Origin of the sequence: Fibrella rubiginis, assembly GCF_017353185.1 — a bacterium.
Classification (GTDB): Bacteria; Bacteroidota; Bacteroidia; order Cytophagales; family Spirosomataceae; genus Fibrella; species Fibrella rubiginis.
Genome location: NZ_JAFMYV010000008.1, coordinates 25,143 through 43,220, shown reverse-complemented (window position 1 = coordinate 43,220; position 18,078 = coordinate 25,143). Strand labels below are relative to the sequence as shown.

Here is an 18,078-nt window from a genome sequence, read left to right as displayed (position 1 = left end):
AAGACCGGATTAATGGCATGGTACGTGTACACCGATCGGTGTGAGACCGGCATAGTACTTGTCCGTACCTGTATCAACCTACTCATGAAACGAACGTGTATGCGTCGGATTTTATACGCATGTTTAGTTGGCCTGTCGACCACGAGTGTGCTGGCTCAGACGGGAATTAAGATTACATACCCCGAAAGTCGGGCCGTTTTTCAGCGAAACAACGATAATACCAGCACCATCTTTTTGTCGGGTACCTACTACCAGGCCGTTGATAGTTTGCAGGGACGTCTGGTGGCTGAAGTAACCGGACAGGGCATCAATACCAACTGGACTACTTTTCAGCGGAACCCTCAGGGTAGCGTATTTCAGGGTGCAGTACGGGGCACAGGCGGCTGGTACCGGCTGGAGGTACAGGCCTTTCAGGGCGGCAAAGTCATTGCGCAGGACGTAATCCGTAAAGTGGGTATTGGCGAGGTGTTCATTATCACCGGCCAGTCTAATGCCCAAGGCTTTTTAGACTACGGTGCTGCCTCTGCAGCCGATGATCGGGTTAACTGCGTCACGTACAACAATATAGCTGCCAGCTCACTTGCCGATCCACCCGCTCCAACGTTTGAGCAGTTGAGCGCCAATTCAATCATTGGCCCTCGGGGTCAAAGCGCTTGGTGCTGGGGTAAACTGGGCGATCTGCTGGCTCAGCAGTATAATGTTCCTGTTTTATTTATTAATACAGCCTGGGAGGCAACATCGATTCGGAACTGGATCGAAAGCTTCGATGACAAGCTCACGAAGAATATTTTTGCCCTTGGCACGCCCAACGAGTACTTTCCTAAGGGAATGCCCTACGCCAATTTGCGTATTGCACTACGCTACTATTGTTCATTGCAGGGCATGCGGGCCGTTTTATGGCAACAGGGTGAGAATGATAACCTGCTTGATCAGAATAATGACGCCTTAAAATTCACGCAGGAGGAGTACCGGGCTGCCATGCAAAGCCTGGTTGACAAAACCCGTTCCGACACCCGTCGTTATCCAGCCTGGATATTGGCCCGTTCCTCGAGAATTGGCTTCCCCGATGGGAATTGTATCAGCGGTTGTAAAGGCAATAAAGACTGCGAAAAGGCCTGCGGATACACCTATATTAATAGTCCCAAGTTTATTGCCGCTCAGACGTCGGTTATCAACACATTTAATAACAACGTGTATGCGGGGCCATTCACCGACGTCATCCAGCCAAACCGGCCCGATGGCATTCACTTTTCGGGCGATGGGCTGTTGCAATTAGCGCAGGCTTGGTATGAGAGTATGAGTCCGGTGTTTTTTGCGGCATCTATTCCTTTGCTGCCGCAGGCACAACCAGTGGCCACGGTCAACTGCGGACCAACCAACAACAGCGTGTCGGTTAGCCTGCCGTCGGGATATCAGAGCTATGAATGGCGTACGGGCCAAACGGGCCGAGCGCTTACAATCACCCAACCTGGCTTGTATCAGGCCAAGTTGAAAGATGGTTCTGGCAACACTTACCTATCGCCGGTCGTAGAGGTAAGCAATCCCATTCAGCCGGCTGTACCTACAGTCTCGGTAGCGCAGCAGGGTACCGCCGTAGCGGCGGCTCAGCAGCAGGTTTGTGCCGATTCGGTGTTGTCTCTTGTGGCCAACGTAGGCCCTCAGTCGCAGGCAGTGTGGAGCAACGGCAGCACACAACGAACCTTGACTATTGCCACGGCAGGTACATATTCAGTACAGGCGGTTAACACATACGGCTGTAAGTCGTCTACGTCGTCGGGTATCTCATTGGTCGTGCGGCCCCGTCTGATTACACCTACCATTGAGCAGGTCGGTGCGTTTACGCTACAGGCTAACCTACCGGGTTTTCCTAACAACGAGCAGTTCGACTGGCGGCGGGGCACCCAATTTTTGAACAATCAGAATGGCCCCACAGCCAAGGCTGTCATTTCAGGGCCATATTCGGCCAGAGCCAAAGCTGTGTTTACACTACCTGGAAGCAGCATCACATGTTATTCAGGCTTTTCAAATGAGCTGCAGTACACAGCCAATGATGCTGGTGGTGGTATGAACGTGTACCCCAACCCCTCGGCAAACGGGGTTATTGCCATTGAAACTGTTGAAGATTTGCAGAATGCTGACATCACCATTGCTACGCTGACGGGGCAGACGGTCTATTCGGCAAAAGTAGCATCATTTAACGAACGGAAAGTCATCAACGTGCAGGGACTCACCGCCGGTCAATACATTGTCCGGGTACGGTCGCAGGGGTTCAACGTGGCTCGTCGGGTGTTGGTTGTGCCGTAGGGTAATCTTATACACAAACAGCCAAAAGCCCTCTGATGGAGGGCTTTTTTATGGCCTTTTACCGTATGGGATGGCACCGAACTGCCGCCAACTATGTTCGTTTTATAGCTAACTTGCGGTCGTTTTTGTCCCTGCTCTCTATGAATACAGCGTCGTATTTGCCCTCTGATTACATCCCTATTTTTATTCAGTTAAGTCTGGCTTTGGGGTTCATTGTTGTCACTATGCTGGTGACACACAATATTGGCCCTAAACGCCATAGCGTCAAGAAAGACGACCCTTTCGAGTGCGGTATTCCAACACAGGGTGATGCCCGTGCCCCCATTTCAATCAAATACTTTCTGGTCGCTATTCTTTTCGTCCTGTTCGACGTTGAGGTGATCTTTATGTACCCCTGGGCAGTGAATTTTATGCAACTGGGTCAGGAGGGATTCATTCAGATGGTCTTGTTTATGGGCTTGCTGCTGGCCGGGTTTTATTACGTGATTCGCAAGGGTGTTTTGAAGTGGGAATAAACAGTATCAACAAACACACGATGACGTCAAATGTTAAAATGGTTGAAGCACCCGAAGGCCATGAAGGCGCTGGGTTCTTTGCCACCTCGCTCGATAAAGTGGTGGGTATGGCTCGTGCCAATTCGCTTTGGCCATTGCCGTTTGCTACCTCATGTTGCGGTATTGAATTCATGGCTTCTATGGCCTCGCACTATGATTTCGCCCGCTTCGGTTCTGAGCGCCCCAGTTTTTCACCCCGGCAGGCCGATCTGCTAATGGTGATGGGTACCATCGCCAAGAAAATGGCCCCAATTGTGAAGCAAGTGTACCTGCAAATGGCTGAACCCCGCTGGGTGATTGCCATGGGTGCCTGCGCTAGTAGCGGCGGTATTTTTGACACGTACAGCGTGCTTCAAGGTATTGATCGGATCATTCCCGTCGACGTGTACATTCCGGGTTGCCCACCCCGCCCCGAACAGGTAATAGACGGTTTAATGCAAATTCAGGAAATGGCTCGCAACGAGTCTACCCGGCGCCGTAACACCGAGGAATATCAACTGCTGCTCAATTCATACGGAATACAGTAATTGTGAAAGAGCTAAAGAGTGAAAAGCGTTTGTCTTGGTGTGTAGCAACACAAGCGCTCTTTCACTCTTTAGCCCATTAATCCATGACTAACCAGGAAGTTGCCCAGGAGCTTGTTCGCCAATTTGGCGACTATGTCACCGACCTTGATGAGCCATTTGGTTTGCTGACGCTGACTACCACGCGTGAGCAGATCATCCCGATGCTCCAGTACCTGAAAGACCACAAAACGTACAAAATGTCGTTCCTGACCGACTTAACGGGTGTCCATTACCCCGACAACGCTGGTCAGGAGTTTTGCGTGGTGTATCACGTGCATAGTCTGGTCAACAATTTCCGAATTCGAATTAAAGTGTTTTTGTCGGAGGCCGACATCCATGTACCCTCAGCAACGGTATTATATTCGTCGGCTAACTGGATGGAACGCGAAACGTTTGATTACTTCGGCATTTTATTCGACGGACATCCCAACTTGACCCGGATCTTGAACATGGAAGAGATGGATTACCATCCCATGCGCAAACAGTATCCGCTGGAAGACGGCACCCGCGAAGACAAAATTGATGCCCTCTTTGGGCGATAAATACAGTCTTCTGTTTACCGTTTGCTGTCTTCTGTTGGCTTGCGCCAGCGTGTTGCTCTCGCGCAAGCCAACAGAAGACAGCAAACGGTAAACAGTAAACTCCTTTTATGATGACAACTGAAGATCTTAGCATTGATGCCGTGGGGGCACGTAATACCCCTGCTACCCCAGAGGGGCCGATTCAGTACGTCAACGAACTGACCACCCTGAATTTAGGGCCAACGCACCCTGCCACGCACGGTATTTTTCAGAACATTCTGCAAATGGATGGTGAGAAAATCGTGTCGGGTGAGCAGACAATCGGCTACATCCACCGGGCGTTTGAAAAAATTGCCGAACGCCGCCCTTTCTACCAGATTACCACCCTGACCGACCGGATGAACTACTGTTCGTCGCCGATCAACAACCTGGGTTGGATGATGACCGTGGAGAAACTACTGGGGGTGAAAACTCCGAAACGTGCCGATTACATCCGGGTGATCATGATGGAACTGGCCCGTATCTCGGACCACCTCATTTGCAACGGTATCTTGGGCGTAGATACCGGCGCGTTTACGGGTTTTTTGTACCTGTTTGAAGAGCGCGAACATATCTACGAAATCTACGAAGAGATGTGTGGAGCCCGTCTGACTACCAACATGGGTCGGATTGGTGGCATGGAGCGCGATTTGTCAGCTGAGGCCATTCGGAAGATTCGGAAGTTTCTTAAGGACTTTCCGCCGGTGATGAAAGAGTTCGAAAAGCTCTTCAACCGCAACCGTATTTTCATGGACCGCGTGGTCGACGTGGGGCCAATTACTGCCGAACGTGCCTTGAACTACGGTTTTACGGGGCCGAACCTCCGCGCTGCCGGCGTTGACTACGACGTACGCGTGATGAATCCGTACTCGTCGTATGAAGACTTTGAGTTTGAGATCCCGGTGGGCGAGAATGGTGATACGTATGATCGCTTCATGGTCCGGAACGAAGAGATATGGCAGAGTCTGCGCATTATCGAGCAGGCACTAGATAACCTTCCCGAAGGCCCTTACTACGCCGATGCGCCCGAATACTACCTGCCGCCAAAACAGGAGGTATACAAGAACATGGAGGCGCTGATCTATCATTTCAAAATTGTGATGGGTGAAATCGACGCGCCCGTGGGCGAGGTGTACCATGCCGTAGAAGGTGGTAACGGTGAACTGGGTTTCTACCTTATCAGCGACGGTGGCCGCGCTCCTTACCGGCTGCATTTCCGTCGGCCAAGTTTTATCTACTACCAAGCATTTCCGGAAATGTGCAAAGGCACTACCCTGTCAGACGCTATCGTTATCATGAGTAGCCTGAACGTAATCGCTGGCGAACTGGACGCGTAACTACCAATGACCACTACCAACACGACACGTACCGTTGAATTTACACCTGAACGGTTGGCGCAGGCGAAGGCCGTAATTGCCCAGTATCCGGCGGGAAAGCAAAAATCGGCCTTGTTGCCCTTGTTGCATATTTTGCAGGAACAGGAAGGCTGGACCAGCCCAGAAGGCATGGATTACGTAGCAGATATGCTCGATATTCAGCCAATTGAGGTATATGAGGTAGCTTCATTCTACACCATGTATCACCTGGAACCGGTTGGTAAGCATGTGATTGAATATTGTCGGACTGGCCCTTGCTGCCTCATGGGCGGTGAAGAAGTGTATGCCCACCTGAAGCAAAAGCTGGGTGTAGAAGCGGGTCAGACAACTGCCGACGGTCTCTTTACGGTGAAGGAGGTAGAATGTCTCGCTGCGTGTGGTATGGGTCCCGTTTTCCAGATTCGGGAGAAGTATTACATGCACCTAACCAATGAGCGCGTTGATGAAATTATTGACGAACTGTCAAAATAACCTTTCGTTATGGGCAAGAAAATATTAACCGAACACATTGACGTTCCCGGCATCGAAACCTTCGATGTGTATCGGAAACAGGGCGGCTACACGGCTGTTGAAAAGGCGATCAAGACCATGACGCCTGAGGCGGTGGTGGAGGAAGTGAAGAAAGCAGGCGTTCGTGGCCGGGGTGGTGCAGGTTTCCCGATGGGCATGAAATGGAGCTTTCTGGCCAAGCCCGAAGGCGTACCCCGCTACCTTGTCTGCAATGCTGATGAATCGGAGCCGGGTACATTCAAGGACCACTATCTGATGAAAAACATCCCTCACTTGCTTATCGAGGGAATGATTGTTTCGTCGTTTGCGCTGGGGGCCAATACCTCGTTTATCTACGTGCGCGGTGAACTGATGTACGTAATCAAGATTTTGGAGAAAGCTATTGCCGAAGCAAAAGCGGCCGGTTTCCTGGGCAAAAATATCCTGGGCAGCGGCTATGATCTGGAACTGGTTGTACAGCCAGGGGGCGGTGCTTATATCTGTGGTGAAGAAACGGCCTTGCTCGAATCGCTGGAGGGCAAGCGAGGCAACCCGCGCAACAAACCGCCCTTCCCGGCTGTGAAGGGCCTTTATCAGTCGCCCACGGTGGTGAACAACGTGGAGTCGATTGCCACCACGCCCTGGATTATGAACAACGGCGGTGATGCGTATGCCGCCATTGGCATTGGTCGGAGTACGGGTACCAAACTGATCTCGGCGTCGGGACATATCAAAAAGCCGGGCGTGTATGAAATCGAACTGGGCGTTCCGGTCGAAGAGTTTATCTATTCCGATGAGTGGTGCGGCGGTATCCGCGACGGTCACCACCTGAAAGCGTTAGTCGCCGGTGGGTCGTCGGTGCCTATTCTGCCCGCTGGTTTGGCACTGAAACTGGCTAACGGCGAACCCCGCCTGATGAGCTACGAATCACTCTCGGAAGGCGGTTTTCAGACCGGTACCATGCTCGGCTCAGGCGGATTTATCGTATTCGACGAAACAGCCTGTATCGTGCGTAACACTTGGAACTTCAGTCGTTTCTACCACCACGAGTCCTGCGGGCAATGCAGCCCCTGCCGTGAAGGCACTGGCTGGATGGAGAAAGTGCTCCATCGCATTGAGCACGGCCACGGGAGCCTACACGATATTGATCTGCTGGTTGATGTGGCCCGCAAGATCGAAGGAAACACTATTTGTCCCCTTGGCGACGCCGCAGCGTGGCCTGTTGCCAGTGCCATCCGGCATTTCCGCGAAGAGTTTGAATGGCATATTACCAATCCATTCGAGGCTACCCAACCCGGCGCCGTTTTCCGTGGTGAGATGGCGTTAGCGTAAAGGCTGGTTTAACGTTCAAGGTCCAATGTTGCTTCGCGTCAGCACTAAGCACGCGAAGCAACATTGGACCTTGAACGTTAAACTTTAGACTAACCTTCACACCCAAAGCCCCCGGCCCTTATAATATTCTTCTCCAATAGCTTCAATGTCTTCCAGAGAATAGCTGAGCCAGCCATGTGTTTTGAGCTTACGCAGCTGCTGTTTTTCGACCCACGACAGGTCACCGTCGATGAGTACGCCAAAAACTACCAATCGTTCGAGGGGGCGGCGCAATGCCGGAGATGTTCTTTCGAGCAACGTCAGGAAATCGCCGGTTGGCTTAACTGACTGAATGCCAAAACGATTTGTTAGGCTTTCTGTCAACAGCAGATGAGCATAGTTGTATTGCCGTTTTAAGATAGCCACATACTGCAGGGCTTCGGGAATAAGACGGCGAAACTCGTCGTCGTGCTTCCACTCATCGTGCAAATTCTCGACAAATTCGCGGATCGTCAGCGGGGCCATCACCCGGATTTTGGCTTCGTGAATGACCCGGTGCGATGCCCATACGTTCCAGAAGGCATAGACGGGCATGCTAACCAAATCGGTTACCTGCCGAATTACGAAGCGGCCAAACAAACGCTTCATAACAAACTTCAACAGCATATTACTCAGGACAGCTTTCAGCCGGTTGATGATGAAATAAAACATCAATCCCCAGCGTGGTAGGCCCAAATAGGGGTCGATGCTAAAGCGCAAAATGGATTCATTCTCTTTCTCCTGAGCAGCATCGGCAAGGGTTTTAAGGTGCCGTTCATACTGTGCATCGTGATGGCGGGGAAACTGGCAAACGGCCATGATATAGCGCACAGCCCGCAGGTTAATGTAGAGTAAAGCGTAGATCTCCAGGTATACCAGCAGAATACCGTATAAAGCAGTGATCAGGGGAGCTTCAACCGAGTAATCGAGAAGCGTCAGCGATGTACTGTCGAAAAAGGAAGGCCAGAAATACTGCGGGAGGTAGAGCAAGACTACGCCTAAGGCGCCAAATAAACCGGCCATACCCAGCGTCTGCCACTTAATTTTGTGGATCACATAGGCCTCCATCTCATTCAGCACGTACGGCTCATCAGTCGGGTGGCTCGCGTCGAGGGCCCGCCGAAGGTACCGCAAAGCCAACTGGTCAATTGGCCCAGGCGTATTTTCGGGGGGTTGGTTTGACATGGTGGAGACGTGCATGGTGGATGGTTTGTAAATCATATAACTCAGAAAAGGCCGGGCGTGTTTATGCTCAGCGTAACCCGCTACGTAAGTGGTCACGCACAAATGCTGGTCATCAGCTTTCCTTTTTACCCCAACGATCCAGATGCTTTTCAGTGATACCTACCGCACCCTGGCTGCACCAGCCGAAGGTGATTTCCGCGACCGGGGCAGCAAATTTTGGCTTATGCCTATCCCATCCAGGACGAAGGCGAGGCCAAAGTATACCTCGATAGGCTTCGACAGCAACACCCTAAAGCCAACCATCACTGCTACGCCTGGCGGCTGGGGCTTGACCGGTCTGTTTTCCGTGTAAACGATGATGGCGAACCGAACGGCTCGGCGGGGAGGCCTATGCTGAACATGATCTATGCCCGCGACTTACCCGACAACCCGCTGACTAACCTGCTTGTGGTAGTGGTACGCTATTTTGGCGGCACGTTGCTGGGTGTACCAGGCCTAATCAACGCCTACAAAATGGCCACTAACGCGGCTCTTGATCAAGCCAAAATCATTGACGGTGTATTGACCGATACCCTACGCATTAGCTTTGCTTTCGAGCAAATGAACGACGTAATGAGAGTGGTGAAGGAGCAGGGCCTGACAGTACTCAAACAGGATTTTGACACAGCCTGCGTGTTGGTTATTTCCGTAAGAAAAACCCTGACAAACAGCGCCTTGAACCGATTTGGAGGATTAAGAGATGTGGAGGTAAAGGTCGTTTAACGTTCAAGGTCTAACGTGTAAACTACTTTTATCCCTGTTGCATCGTCTGCAATCGCCAGTAATAGCCGCCTTCGGTAGATAACAGGGATTGGTGCGTGCCACGTTCGGCAATTTGGCCTTTGTGAATCACCAGAATCTCGTCGGCATGTTGGATGGTGCTGAGACGGTGGGCGATCACCAGCGTGGTGCGGTTAGCCATTAGCCGCGTAAGTGCCTCTTGTACAAGCTTTTCTGATTCGGTGTCCAGCGCCGAGGTAGCTTCGTCGAGGATCAGGATAGGTGGGTTGCGCAGCACGGCGCGGGCAATGCTGATGCGCTGCCGCTGCCCACCGGAGAGCTTGCTGCCGCGGTCGCCGATGGGCGTTTCATAGCCGTTGGGCATGGCGCTGATAAAGTCGTGGGCGTTGGCGATGCGGGCGGCCTGCTCCACTTCGGCGGGGGTGGCATTGCTGCCAAAAGCGATGTTATTGAACACCGTATCATTAAACAGGATGCTCTCCTGGGTCACCAGGCCCATTAAGTTTCGTAGCGAGGCCGTTTGGCAATCGCGCAGGTCGTGGCCGTCGATACACACCCGGCCCGATGTGGGGTCATAGAAGCGCGGCACCAGATCGGCCAGCGTTGATTTGCCCCCGCCCGATGAACCAACCAGCGCAATGGTCTTTCCTTTCTGCAGTTCAAAGCTTACGTCGCGAAGCACAGGCGTAGCTGTTTCGTAAGCAAACGAGACATTCTCAAATGAAATAACGTCTTTAAAATCAGTAAGTTGAACAGCGTCGGGTTTGTCAACGATGGCTGATTTCGCATCGATCAGATCCAGTACCCGTTTACCTGAAACCAATCCCCGTTGCGAGGCACTGAAGGCATTGGATATGTCTTTGGCGGGACGTGTCACCTGCGAAAAAATGGCCAGATAAGCCACAAACTCACCCGCCGTGAGCGGCGACTGTCCCGATAATACCAGTGAACCGCCGTAGAGCAAAATGCCCGCCAGCACCGTCACGCCCATGAATTCCGAAAAAGGCGAAGCTAGTTCACGGCGGTTGGCCAGCGACCGTACGGCCTGTCGGTAGCCGTTGTTTTCAGACTGGAACTTGCCTAAAACAAATCGTTCTGCGTTGAATCCTTTCACTACACGCATACCCCCGAAGGTTTCGTCGAGCACCGTTAGCAGACCACTAAGGCGTTGTTGGCCCTGGGTGGCGTCGCGTTTCATCCGCCGCACCAACGTGGCAATGATTACCCCCGACACCGGGATAACCAGAAACGCCACCAGGGTAAGTTGGGTAGAGATGCTAAACAGCACGATCAGAAAGCTGATCAGCGTAAAGAGTTCTTTCGAGGCGGCAGAGAGCGTATTAGCAATCGAGTTTTCAACCTCCTGCACGTCGGTGGTGATGTGGGAAATGAGATTGCCCTTTCGCTGATCGGAGAAATAGCCGAGGTGCAGGTTGAGCACGCGCGCAAAAACCGTCTCACGCAGCGTAGCCACCATTCTGGCTTTGAATGACTCTAACTGTCTGACCGATAGATACTTAAAAATATTGCTGCTCAGCACCGAAATCACCACGGCTACGCAGACGAACTTCAACGTACCCATCTGCCCATACTCGCGGAAGAAGTAAGCAAAATAGTAGTTGAACCAGGCCGTGACATCGTACCAGTGGGCAGGGGCGGGCTTCGTCAGCATCGCCTGCACTTTGGCGGTATCGGTCTGATTGAACAGTACGTTAAGCAGCGGAATCAGCAGTGTAAAGTTGACCGTGGCAAACACCGCCGCCAGCAGTGACGTAAGCACATATGGCACCAGGAATCGCCCCAGCGGCCTACCAAACGAAAGAAGGCGGAAGTAGGTGTTCATATCTTTTAATGTATAATGAACAATGGCTTCGCATTCGGAATGCACTGATTACAAGGCCATTGCTCATTGTACATTGTACATTCCCTTAAATGTCTCCTAGTTGAGGGCGCATGAGGATTTCTTCGACAACGGCAGTGGGAGGGAGGGCGCAGGCAGCCCAAACGGTTTCGGCCACGTCGCTGGCTTGCATAAAGCGACTCGTGGGCAGGTCGGTACCTTCCCAGCTGGCGGTGAGCGTGGCACCGGGCAAAACGGCCGTCACGCGCACATTGTGAGGTTTTAATTCTTCACGCAGTACTTTACTCATACCCAGCAGCGCAAACTTCGAGATGCAGTAAGACCCCCCATTGGTGTAGGCTGTAATACTGGCTGTAGAGCACATCATCACGATATATCCCGCTCGCCGGGCAATCATATCGCCCACAAGGCCCCTCGTAAGGTGGTAGGCACTGGCTACGTTGGTGTTCATCAGGGTTTCAAACGTGCCTTCGGCTTCGTTGCTGATCTGCCCAGGCTGGAACGTGCCCGTGTTATTGATCAGCACGTCGACGGGTCGGTTCAGTCTCTTCACGTACCCCACCAGCGCGTTGACGCCCTCGCGGGTGCTGAGGTCAGCGGCAAAGGGGAGTATCCGTTCTCCTACAATGCCATCGACGGAGCGGGCGCAGACCACAGCATCATAACCACGCCCGGCAAAGAGTTCGGCAATGGCCCGGCCAATACCTTTCGACCCACCGGTAACCACAATTAGCTTATTCATGGGGCAAAGTTCGGCCATTCAGCTATCAAACGGAAGCCGCCCCCGAAACCATTCGCCGGGTCGGGTCGTTCTTTCTGATAGTGCCACTATACATGACCATTACGGTCTGGCACCTCGTTCTCCCCCTTACTATGGTTACCCTTGGTCGGTATTTTATTTTTCTGGGCACGCTAGTCCGCAACCGCGAACGTCTCAAAGTATATCTGCGCTTAATCATGGACGAATGCGTCGACATCGGCGTAAACTCGGTCTTCATTGTGGCCATTGTGGCTTCGTTCATTGGCGCAGTAACCTGTGTACAAACGGCATACAACCTCGATAACCCCTTCGTGCCGCGCAACATCATTGCTTTCATTGTGCGCGACAGCACCATTCTGGAGTTTGCGCCGACCATCAGCAGCATTGTACTGGCCGGAAAAGTCGGCTCAAGTATCGCGGGCCAGTTGGGTACCATGCGTGTAACCGAACAGATTGACGCGCTGGAGGTGATGGGCATCAATTCGAGCTCATATCTGGTATTGCCGAAGGTGATTGGCGCCATGCTCATGTTTCCGTTGCTGACCATTATGGCTGCGTTTCTGGGTATTCTGGGCGGTTATCTGGCAGGGGTGTTCGTAGGCGTTATTTCGCACGAAGATTTCATGACTGGTCTGCGCTTCAGCTACAACCCATTTGGCATCAAATTCGCGCTGATTAAAACGGAAGTATTTGCCTTTCTGATTGCCACCATTTCGGCTTATCAGGGATTCAACGTAAGCGGGGGTGCGTTGGAGGTTGGTAACGCCTCTACCAACGCTGTTACGGCCAGTTGTATCTCCATCATCGTTGCCGATTTCGTGCTTACCCAATTGCTACTGGCCTAACAGACAGTATGATAGAGATTAAGAATATTGCCAAAATGTTTGGCGACCGCCAGGTGCTGGCGGGTGTAGATGGCGAATTTCAACCAGGTGAAACCAGCCTGGTTATTGGCGGTAGTGGTACCGGCAAAAGTGTATTGCTGAAGTGTATGATTGGCCTTGTAACCCCCGACGAAGGTGAGGTACTCTACGATGGCCGTAATTTCCTGACCGCCGACGAAAACACCCGCAAGGCCATACGCCGCGAAATGGGCGTTCTCTTTCAGGGGTCGGCCCTGTTCGACTCGAAAAATGTGTTTGACAACGTCCGTTTTCCGCTCGACATGCTCACGCAGATGAGTGAAGATGAGAAGGTAGAGCGTGCTCATGCTAGTTTGCAACGCGTAGGACTGGAAAACGCTGAACAGCGGATGCCGTCTGAGATTTCGGGAGGGATGAAAAAGCGGGTGGGTATTGCGCGGGCCATTGTTATGAATCCCAAATACCTCTTCTGCGATGAACCCAACTCCGGCCTCGACCCGCTCACGTCGATCAAGATTGACCAGCTCATCAAAGAAATTACCGACGAGTACAAGATCACGACAGTGGTGATTACGCACGACATGAACTCGATGATGGAAATCGGCGAGAAAATTATGTTTCTCTATGAAGGACACAAGCTCTGGGAAGGCAATAGTGATAGCCTGCCCCACTCCGATGTGAAAGAGTTGAACGAGTTTATCTACGCCAACAAACTGTTGCGGGAGTTGGAGAGGAAATAAGCAGCCGTGAGCAGCGGCAGTAAGCAAAAAAGGCTTACGCAGGAGCATTACACTTCTGCGTAAGCCTTTTTTGCTTACTGCCGCTGCCCACGGCTGCTTATTTTGCCGCTACTTCGCTTTTGCGGGTTTTTGCCCTTTCCAGTACGTTTTGACCTACTTTGGCTCCCATTGCCGCGCCGTTGACCAACGCCGACCGATAGTGAATACCACCATATAGGCGGCTGATTGAGGCCTGGTCGGCGGCATCCTTAAACGACTTAAATGAGCGTACCCCGTGCCCATACTTGTACTCGGTTGAGTCAGTGAAGGCAATATTGTCGCCCATAAGCTGGGTCAACACAGTGGCAGCAGCAGCTGAAATAGTGCTGTGTCCGCTGGGGTATTCGGGGAAGGGTGGGGTCTGCAGGAACGGTGCCCATTTTGGATCGACCACCTTGTTGATCACTGTTTCGGGGCGGACGGTTTTGCTGCGGTATTTTTCGTCCCAGCAGGCAATAAACCCGTCGGCCAGGGCAAATGAGGTTAATGCATAGGCTTCGGCCATGCGCATCAGGTCGAGTTTCTGCTGCCGGCCCACGGTCTGTGCAATAGCCAGCCAGTGTCCCCCCGGTGTCATCTTTTTCGAAGCGTAGGACACGTGCCCGGCCACGTTCATCACAAAAGCATTGTCGTCCCAGAAATAAGCTTGCTCAGTCTGGTCTTTCGTGAGGTTTTTGCCCACATTATACACCTCTGTCAGCTCTTTTTCGTAGTCAGACCCTTTAGTTGTATTAAACTTAAAAGGCTTGGGTGGCTGAAACTGGTTGCAGGTGTCCATCGTCCAGCAGCGGATATGATTCCACTGCGGTTCGGCGGCATCCATATAAGCAGGCGGCGTAGGTACCCAGGTGCCATCTTCGTTGGTGACGGTGTGTTTGAACCCCCTCGTTTGCTTATAGGTATCTTTAGCGGCGAAATCCAGAATGGCTTTGGCCACGGTTTCGCCGTAGGCCATTGACCGTTCGCGCACGTCGTCGGGCACGCCATCGTCCTCGAACTGTTTGTAGAATGTTGGTTCGAACTCGTCGTAGAAATCAGCCGAGAATGTCAGGGCGCGGGCCACAGTTAGGAAGGCTTTGGCCCCGGCAATAGGGTAGCAGTAAGTTTGCCCGGCTTCGGGTTTAGGCGGCGACTTAAACCGCTTTAGCTTACCCCCCAGCGATTCATAATCAGGGTTAAAGGTGGCCATGGCTTCGTAGCCCGCCAGGGTAGCGTAACCGTAGATGCGGCTAGCCACAGGTGGCGAAAAAATGTCGTGAATGACTACCTGAGTCAGTTTATTCAGGCAGGCATTATAACGCTCCGGATTGGCTGCTTTGGGCATGTATTCCTCCGGTTTGGCTTGCTTCTGACACCCGCTCAGGCCTACAAACAGCAGTGCCAGTAGTGTACTGAAAAGCAGCGATTTTTTCATGTTACGTGTTGGTTAATCAAAGATACGTCTTACAAAATTACGCTAAAATCGCTGATAAGTACAAGCTACATAGCGCGCTTATGGCGTTACTTTGATCTATAATTCAAATCTCATTAGTTAGCACAATGCATGCTATTCAAGTAGCCAAAACGGGTTGCCCGGAAGTGCTTACGCTGGTCGATGTCCCTACGCCTAAACCGGCTGCGGGACAGGTATTGGTGCGTCACACCGCCATCGGCGTAAACTATATCGACACCTACCACCGCAAGGGAATGTACCCCGTTCCCCTTCCATTTGTGCTGGGCAACGAAGCCGCGGGCATGGTAGAGGCAGTGGGTGAAGGCGTAAAAGACGTTGCGGTGGGGCAGCGTGTAGCGTATTACACCACGCAGTTAGGCGCCTATGCTGAGTATGCTGCTGTACCCGCCGATAAACTCATTCCCCTGCCCGACCACATCAGCGACCAACAGGCAGCGGCCGTATTGCTACAGGGTATGACGGCGCATTACCTGGCCTTCACGGTCTACCCCATCCGTCCCAGCGACACCGTTCTGGTCCATGCAGGCGCGGGCGGTGTGGGCTTGCTGCTAACCCAGATAGCTCGTCGGCGGGGGGCGCGGGTCATTACCACCGTTTCCACAGCAGACAAAGCCGAACTATCCCGAGCCAACGGAGCCGATGAAGTGATTATTTACACCAAAACCGATTTTGCTGAGGCGGTGAAGGCCCTCACGGGTGGGCAGGGCGTTCATGCGGTCTACGACGGCGTGGGCAAAGACACCTTCGAGGGAAGTTTGAATAGCCTGCGCCCCCTGGGAATGATGGCCTCCTACGGTTCGGCCAGTGGACAGGTGCCCCCCGTAGCCTTGACCGAACTGATGCGCCGGGGTTCACTGGTGCTGACGCGGCCTTCGCTGGGGCATTTCATTGCTACCCGATCTGCCCTGCTGGAACGTGCCGGAGCTATTTTTAACTGGGTAGCCTCAGGCGAACTGAACGTTCTCATCCAGCCACCTTATTCACTTGCTGATGCCGCCCAGGCTCACCGGGACCTTGAAGGCCGTGGTACTACGGGTAAGCTGATTCTGGTGCCGTGATTTTGTCTAATGGAGCAGTTTGCTCCATTAGACTGTTCGTTACGCAAAACGGCGACCCTAACGAGTCGCCGTTTTGCATGTAAAACAACTAAACCGATAAACAACCAAACAGATCTTAGTTTCCCTGGCTGGTGGCCTCGCCTTTCCAAACGTTGTTGCGTTCGTTATAGTCGGGCAGTTTCTCGTCGGGGTCAATGGTTACGCGCGAAATGGTCGAGGTAGTATTGGCCCGGAAACTCCAGGTGCCGCCGCGCTGCCAAATTTCTACAGGCAAGTTCATACGAGTCTTTTTGCCATTGCTTTCCTGAATTTCTACTACCGCAGGCATAGCCAGCTTGTCGAGGTTTTCGATGGTGATGGTCGAGCCTTTTTCGGGGGCAGAGTCCACATATTTCACGTCTTTTACCCCCTGATCGAGTTTCCAGGTTTCGAAGAACCAGCCACGCCAGAACCAGCCGAGATCTTCGCCGGCGCCGTTTTCCATGCTCCGGAAAAAATCGTGTGGCGTGGGGTGTTTAAACGCCCAGCGTGCTACGTATTGCCGGAAGGCGTAGTCGAAGCGTTCGGGACCAAGTACGCTCTCGCGCAGCATCCGTAGGCCCATGCCAGGCTTGTAATAGGCCAGAATACCTAGTGCCCGTGCGGGTTGCACATCGGGAATGGTCATGATCGGCTCCTGAGGTGAATACAGGGCAGGGGCCACGTCGTGCATGGTGCCGCGCTCCCGATTGTACTCGCCCTTGTTAAAGGCTGCCGTCGACAGAAAGTTGATAAAGGTGTTAAAACCCTCATCCATCCAGGCGTATTTCCGTTCGTTGTTGCCCACGATCATGGGGAACCAGTTATGGCCAAATTCGTGGTCAACCACGTTGAAAAGCGCATCTTTTTTGTCGCGGTGATCGCAGAAAACAATGCCGGGATATTCCATTCCGCCCACAATACCCGCCACATTGGTCGCTACGGGGTATGAATACTCATAGACATAGCCCGAATAGAACTCGATGCTGTGCTTTACGTATTCCGTAGCGCGGTTCCACGAATCATCCGTAGCGCTTTCGGCCGGGTACACCGACTGCGCCAGGGCCGTTTTGCCACTCGGCAGGTTGATCTTGGCGGCATCCCAGACAAATGCCTTCGATGAAGCCCAGGCCGCATCCCGCGTGTTGGTGATGCGGAATTTCCACGTTAACCGACCCGACTGCTTGGGCCGAGTGTTGGCGTTGGTTACTTCATCTTTGCTGCGAATGATCACCGTTTTATCGCTCGTGCGGGCTTGTGCTAAGCGTTTTATTTGTTCGGCAGTCAGCACCTCTGTCGGGTTGGTCAACTCGCCCGAACCCACCACAATATGATCCCAGGGCACATTTACGGCGTAATCGATATCGCCATATTCGAGGTAGAACTCACCCGCGCCAAGGTAAGGAAGCGTGTTCCAGCCCTGAATGTCGTCGTAAACACACATGCGGGGGTACCACTGCGCAATCTCGTAGATAATGCCGTCTTTGCGTTTCACCTGCCCCATCCGGTCTGAGCCGTATTCGGGTACCTTAAACATGTAGGCGATCTTCACCTTTACCACGTCACCGCCGGCCTTTAGAGCCTCACCCAACTTGATCTGCATCCGGCTGTCGGTGATAAGGAAATTGGCCGGAACGAATTTTTTGTTGGCACCCTGCTCTACAGATACCGCCGTGATGGCATCGCCCCCCGCGAAGTCTTTGTTGCCAAACCGCCCCCCCTGAATGGGTGTGGTCTTGGCCGCTCGCGACGAGTCGCTAAAAGCGTTTTGGTCTAGTTGCAGCCAGAGGTAGTTGAGGCTTTCGGGCGAATTGTTTTTATACGTAATCTCAATCTCGCCTGTCACCGTGTTCTGCACATCGTCGAGGCTGACATTGATCTTGTAGTCGGCCCGGTTCTGCCAGTAGCGAGGGCCGGGAGCACCGCTGCCCGTGCGGTAATCGTTGCCCGGCTGCATATTAAACAGCGGGTGAAACAGCACTTTGGCATCGTAACCCGCTGTGCCAGTGGTTGATGAAGTTTGGGCCATGCTCTGCCAGCTCAGAAGGCAGGCGGCGCCAAGGAGGAATTTTTTCATTAAGTCGGTGACTGATAAAATACCCACGAAAGTACGAAAATGCAT

General features: G+C 52.7%; 16 protein-coding genes. 11 read left to right on the top strand and 5 right to left on the bottom strand.

Annotated elements, in window-relative coordinates:
- Positions 1-84: 84 nt before the first annotated feature.
- The 7 genes from J2I47_RS15875 to nuoF all read left to right on the top strand — a co-directional run bounded on the left by J2I47_RS15875 (position 85) and on the right by nuoF (position 7,181).
- A complete protein-coding gene (locus J2I47_RS15875; RefSeq protein WP_229374672.1) occupies positions 85-2,304 on the top strand; it encodes a T9SS type A sorting domain-containing protein in 2,220 nt (739 codons plus the stop codon).
- Positions 2,305-2,444: 140 nt separating this feature from the next.
- On the top strand, positions 2,445-2,819 hold the full coding sequence (locus J2I47_RS15870; protein WP_207365576.1) for an NADH-quinone oxidoreductase subunit A: 375 nt from the start codon (positions 2,445-2,447) through the stop codon (positions 2,817-2,819).
- A 20-nt stretch (positions 2,820-2,839) separates the two neighbouring features.
- The gene (locus tag J2I47_RS15865) at positions 2,840-3,385 is read left to right on the top strand and encodes an NADH-quinone oxidoreductase subunit B (protein WP_207365575.1); all 546 of its coding nucleotides are present in this window, start codon (positions 2,840-2,842) and stop codon (positions 3,383-3,385) included.
- An 83-nt stretch (positions 3,386-3,468) separates the two neighbouring features.
- Positions 3,469-3,966 carry an NADH-quinone oxidoreductase subunit C gene (locus tag J2I47_RS15860; protein WP_207365574.1) on the top strand — a complete coding sequence of 166 codons (498 nt, stop codon included), beginning with the start codon at positions 3,469-3,471 and terminating at the stop codon, positions 3,964-3,966.
- A gap of 110 nt (positions 3,967-4,076) precedes the next feature.
- Complete coding sequence (locus tag J2I47_RS15855) at positions 4,077-5,321, top strand: NADH-quinone oxidoreductase subunit D (RefSeq protein ID WP_207365782.1); 1,245 nt, start codon at positions 4,077-4,079, stop codon at positions 5,319-5,321.
- A 6-nt stretch (positions 5,322-5,327) separates the two neighbouring features.
- Entirely contained in the window at positions 5,328-5,831 is a 504-nt protein-coding gene (locus J2I47_RS15850) for an NADH-quinone oxidoreductase subunit NuoE family protein (RefSeq protein WP_207365573.1), read from the top strand.
- Positions 5,832-5,840: 9 nt separating this feature from the next.
- Positions 5,841-7,181, top strand: a complete 1,341-nt coding sequence (gene nuoF, locus J2I47_RS15845; RefSeq protein ID WP_207365572.1) for an NADH-quinone oxidoreductase subunit NuoF — start codon at positions 5,841-5,843, stop codon at positions 7,179-7,181.
- 96 nt (positions 7,182-7,277) lie between these two features.
- Here nuoF and J2I47_RS15840 read toward each other — a convergent pair whose 3' ends face one another.
- Complete coding sequence (locus tag J2I47_RS15840; RefSeq protein WP_207365571.1) at positions 7,278-8,384, bottom strand: LBF_2804 family protein; 1,107 nt, start codon at positions 8,382-8,384, stop codon at positions 7,278-7,280.
- 216 nt (positions 8,385-8,600) lie between these two features.
- Here J2I47_RS15840 and J2I47_RS15835 point away from each other — a divergent pair, with 216 nt between their 5' ends.
- Complete coding sequence (locus tag J2I47_RS15835) at positions 8,601-9,146, top strand: IMPACT family protein (protein ID WP_229374669.1); 546 nt, start codon at positions 8,601-8,603, stop codon at positions 9,144-9,146.
- Positions 9,147-9,174: 28 nt separating this feature from the next.
- Here the strand turns inward: J2I47_RS15835 and J2I47_RS15830 are convergent, their stop codons facing one another.
- Both J2I47_RS15830 and J2I47_RS15825 read right to left on the bottom strand, forming a co-directional pair.
- Positions 9,175-11,007 carry an ABC transporter ATP-binding protein gene (locus J2I47_RS15830; protein ID WP_207365570.1) on the bottom strand — a complete coding sequence of 611 codons (1,833 nt, stop codon included), beginning with the start codon at positions 11,005-11,007 and terminating at the stop codon, positions 9,175-9,177.
- A gap of 85 nt (positions 11,008-11,092) precedes the next feature.
- The gene (locus J2I47_RS15825; RefSeq protein ID WP_207365569.1) at positions 11,093-11,767 is read right to left on the bottom strand and encodes an SDR family oxidoreductase; all 675 of its coding nucleotides are present in this window, start codon (positions 11,765-11,767) and stop codon (positions 11,093-11,095) included.
- Positions 11,768-11,898: 131 nt separating this feature from the next.
- Between J2I47_RS15825 and J2I47_RS15820 the strand changes: the two genes are divergently transcribed.
- Together J2I47_RS15820 and J2I47_RS15815 are read left to right on the top strand one after the other, a co-directional pair.
- The gene (locus J2I47_RS15820) at positions 11,899-12,630 is read left to right on the top strand and encodes an MlaE family ABC transporter permease (protein ID WP_207365568.1); all 732 of its coding nucleotides are present in this window, start codon (positions 11,899-11,901) and stop codon (positions 12,628-12,630) included.
- A gap of 8 nt (positions 12,631-12,638) precedes the next feature.
- The gene (locus tag J2I47_RS15815; protein ID WP_207365567.1) at positions 12,639-13,388 is read left to right on the top strand and encodes an ABC transporter ATP-binding protein; all 750 of its coding nucleotides are present in this window, start codon (positions 12,639-12,641) and stop codon (positions 13,386-13,388) included.
- A 97-nt stretch (positions 13,389-13,485) separates the two neighbouring features.
- Here the strand turns inward: J2I47_RS15815 and J2I47_RS15810 are convergent, their stop codons facing one another.
- A complete protein-coding gene (locus J2I47_RS15810; RefSeq protein WP_207365566.1) occupies positions 13,486-14,841 on the bottom strand; it encodes a vanadium-dependent haloperoxidase in 1,356 nt (451 codons plus the stop codon).
- A 125-nt stretch (positions 14,842-14,966) separates the two neighbouring features.
- Between J2I47_RS15810 and J2I47_RS15805 the strand changes: the two genes are divergently transcribed.
- The gene (locus tag J2I47_RS15805; protein WP_207365565.1) at positions 14,967-15,938 is read left to right on the top strand and encodes a quinone oxidoreductase family protein; all 972 of its coding nucleotides are present in this window, start codon (positions 14,967-14,969) and stop codon (positions 15,936-15,938) included.
- 115 nt (positions 15,939-16,053) lie between these two features.
- Here the strand turns inward: J2I47_RS15805 and J2I47_RS15800 are convergent, their stop codons facing one another.
- Positions 16,054-18,033, bottom strand: a complete 1,980-nt coding sequence (locus J2I47_RS15800) for a M1 family metallopeptidase (protein WP_207365564.1) — start codon at positions 18,031-18,033, stop codon at positions 16,054-16,056.
- Between the last annotated feature and the right edge of the window lie 45 nt (positions 18,034-18,078).